Below are 3,374 nucleotides of genomic sequence, written 5' to 3'. Positions count from 1 at the left end.
TAGATTCTCAATCGATCACCTCTCACTTTAGTTCAGGTGAAACGCAAGAACAAGGAACGATAGGTAAAGATTATCGGGTTAAATATTCTTTGATCGCCTTTCATGGGGTAATCTCAGGCTATAACGCGAAGAACACTGCTTTAAAAGAAGATGATATTGCTCTGTTAGATGAAGCCATTGTTAAAGCCATCCCCTTACATGCCACCAGAAGCAAAGTTGGGCAGGAGCCAAGATTGTACCTTCGTGTCGAATACAATTCCGATGGATTGATATTAGGTGATTTTAGAAAATGGGTAAAATTGTTAAAAAGTGATAACAAAAAAGACGAAGAATTGTTTTCGGTGAAAGATGTTCAGATAGACATTTCGCAATTGATTAATGAATTAAAAGAGATGAAAGAACAAATTGCCAGGGTCTACTTTTGGCATGATAAAAACTTGTCACTTGTAGGAGAAGTCAATGAAATTCCGGAATTAAAGATAATGTAGGAATATAAAATGAAATACAATATTGTGGCCTTTGATTGGAAAGGGATGGTGGCACACTTTCGGCAATTTGATGCCAATTCTTCTTCTTTAAGTTATTCATTTCCACCGCCTACGGTTATCATGGGGATGATTGCCGGTTTGTTTGGCATTGAGAGAGATGAATATTACAAATTATTTAGTCAACGGTTTTTAAAACTCTCGGTAAAATTATTAACACCGCCAAGGAAGATCATGCAAACCGTTAATTATATTTATGCCACGCAAGCCAGTCACCTGAATATGAGCGCTCCCAATGTACATACGCAAATTCCAATGGAATTTGTGGTTTCAACCCGGTTCCCGCAAGAACCGGTTGCTTATCGTATTTTTCTAAAATTTGAAGAGGAAGAATTTGGACAGGAGCTGGAAAAAACCATTACTAAAAAGCAAATGAAATATTTGCCGTATTTTGGAAGCGCTCCTTTTTCCAGCTGGATTGAATGGTTGGGACCTCCTGATGTATTTGAAGAAATTGAAGCTGCCCAACGCCCAATCAAAATCGATTCTGTTGCGCCAGTTGATGCGATTGTTCCCAATTCTTTATCGTTAGACCTGACTGAAGCGATCCCACCTGCTTATTTCAGGGAGCACATGCGTCGGGAATTTCTACCTGGCCGAGAACCTGGGGAGATCATGGATTTACTTTGGGAGCGAAACAGAAGTAAGATAACAGCTATTTTTAATGTGCCCATTTACCGACTTAAATTGCGTGGGGAAGATTTTCATGTTATCTTTTATTAGAGGGAAAAATAGGGGGTAGTATGATCAAGGTTGTAGAAGTAAAACCAAAAGGGAATTTTAAACTCTGGTTAAAATTTGAAGATGGTTTGCAGGGTACGGTCGATTTAGGGGCGCTTAAAAACAAAGGGGTATTTAACATCTGGGAAAAACCGGGCGTTTTTGAAAATGTATTTGTAAATCCAGAAAGCGGGGCCGTTGCCTGGAATGAAGATGTAGAAATATGTGCCGATGCTCTTTATTTAAAAATTTCGGGCAAAACTTCAAAAGACCTTTTTACATTAATTCGGGAACTACGAAAAAGTGCCTGAAATCAGCCGATTCTTCGGTATTGTTGTTTACATTTTTTACTTAGACCATAATCCACCGCATTTTCATGCCAAATAGAACGAATACGAAGCCATCATTCAAATTGAGACTTTATCGGTCCTTGCCGGGAATTTGCCACCAAGAGCATTGGGCATGGTCATGGAATGGGCTGCCATTCATCAAGATGAAATTTTGGATAATTGGCGGCGTGCGGAAAATTTTGAAAAATTAAAGAAAATTCAACCGTTAAAATGACTGTCAATTTTTTTTATTCCCATATTGAGAAAGATCAACACGGATCGATTATTTTTAAAAAACTACTTCGTGAGCATCTATTTGAAGTTAGCCAAACTGCAAAAGAATTGATTCAAATTTCTAATGCCAGAATACACCCCGACTTTAAAGATCTAGCAATGACAGTAGGAATTGCACATGATTTTGGTAAATACACTTCTTATTTTCAAGATTATTTAATTAATGAAAATGATACGGGCCCCTTAAAGAACCACAGTATGCTTTCCGCATTTTGGGGTGCCTTCTTGGTTTTCAACGATTATCCCGATTCCTATTTTGAAGCGTTGCTTGTTTTCAATGTCATTTTAAACCATCATGGCAAGCTGGAAAATTTTACAGAATTATTGAAAAATGTAGGGGACTTAACCAATCCCTTTTTAAAGGATTTTATTGGTCAAGAATTCAAACAGAAATTTTCGATTTTATTTGATAGACACCTTAACGATTTAGATAAGCATTGTAAGGTAATTAATGAAGATTTACAAAAAATTGGATTGAACCTACCTGAAGTTGAACGCTTTCTTGAAGCGTTTAAACCCGGCACAAGCTCGTTTTTTGAATTTTTAATGGAAGCCAATCAGCAATATCTAAAAATTTTAAATGCTAATTCTTGTATTGATTTTAATTTTAAACGACATCTACTGTTTTCCGCTTTGATCGATGCGGATAAGCGGGATGCCGGAAGAATCAAATCAGAAATCAAACGACGGCTCATACCAGAAAAGATCGTAAAAATTTTTGTGGATCAGGAATTAACTAATAGAAAAGCTCCTCTTTCGGGGTTAAGAGAAAATCTTTTTAAAGAATTGGAAAAGCAAGCTTACTCTGTAAATCTTGAACACCAGATTTTTACATTAACAGCTCCCACAGGTAGCGGGAAAACATTGTCTGCCCTGCATTTTGCCCTTATTTTTAAGAACAGATTACAAAACGAAAAAGAATTGAATCCCAGGATCATTTACGTCTTGCCGTTTACCAGTATTATTGATCAAAATTTCGAAGTTTTTCAGAAGGTGATTCAGAAGCTAAATCCGCAGCTTGCTGATGATTCTTCATTTCTCCTAAAGCATCATCATCTGGCGGAAATCGCTTACAAAACCGATAATGAAACATTACCGCTGGATCAATCTTTATTCCTTACCGAGAGCTGGGAATCGGAAATTGTGGTTACGACGTTTGTCCAGTTCTTTGATTCGGTTATTACAGACAAAAACAAAATGTTGAAGAAGTTTCATAATATTTCGGGGAGCGTAATTATTCTGGATGAAGTTCAAAACATTCCTATCGAATACTGGCCACTGGTCAGGAATGTTCTTAAACTGCTCGCCGAAAAGGCCAATTGTTATGTCGTTTTAATGACTGCCACTCAACCATTGATTTTCCCTAAACAAGAAGCGTTTGAATTGGTTGAAAGCAAACGTGAAATGTTTGATCAATTAAACCGGGTAGTTGTTAAACATCATCCTGATTCTAAAAATTTAGAAAAGTTTAGTGAAGAATTTTTGA

The 3,374-nt window shown here is 37.0% G+C and carries 4 protein-coding genes and 1 pseudogene; all 5 read left to right on the top strand.

The features are described from left to right. A partial coding sequence (locus tag ACWB0I_RS17125) for a type I CRISPR-associated protein Cas7 (protein ID WP_479389306.1) occupies positions 1 to 488 on the top strand: 488 nt, incomplete at its 5' end. A gap of 9 nt (positions 489 to 497) precedes the next feature. Beyond that, entirely contained in the window at positions 498 to 1,268 is a 771-nt protein-coding gene (locus ACWB0I_RS17120) for a Cas5 family CRISPR-associated protein (RefSeq protein WP_479389305.1), read from the top strand. Positions 1,269 to 1,288: 20 nt separating this feature from the next. After that, positions 1,289 to 1,576, top strand: a complete 288-nt coding sequence (locus tag ACWB0I_RS17115; RefSeq protein WP_479389304.1) for a DUF2442 domain-containing protein — start codon at positions 1,289 to 1,291, stop codon at positions 1,574 to 1,576. Between the two features lie 88 nt (positions 1,577 to 1,664). After that, positions 1,665 to 1,829, top strand: a pseudogene (locus ACWB0I_RS17110) (DUF4160 domain-containing protein); the annotation flags it as partial. After that, a partial coding sequence (locus ACWB0I_RS17105; protein ID WP_479389303.1) for a CRISPR-associated endonuclease Cas3'' occupies positions 1,826 to 3,374 on the top strand: 1,549 nt, incomplete at its 3' end. The pseudogene ACWB0I_RS17110 and the gene ACWB0I_RS17105, both read left to right, overlap by 4 nt.

The organism is Caldithrix sp., assembly GCF_056497305.1.
This window is presented reverse-complemented; position numbering and strand designations above follow the sequence as displayed.

Coding starts and splice junctions, on each gene's coding strand:
- ACWB0I_RS17120 (WP_479389305.1), top strand. CDS start 498: ATGAAATACAATATTGTGGCCTTTGATTGGAAAGGGATGGTGGCACAC.
- ACWB0I_RS17115 (WP_479389304.1), top strand. CDS start 1,289: ATGATCAAGGTTGTAGAAGTAAAACCAAAAGGGAATTTTAAACTCTGG.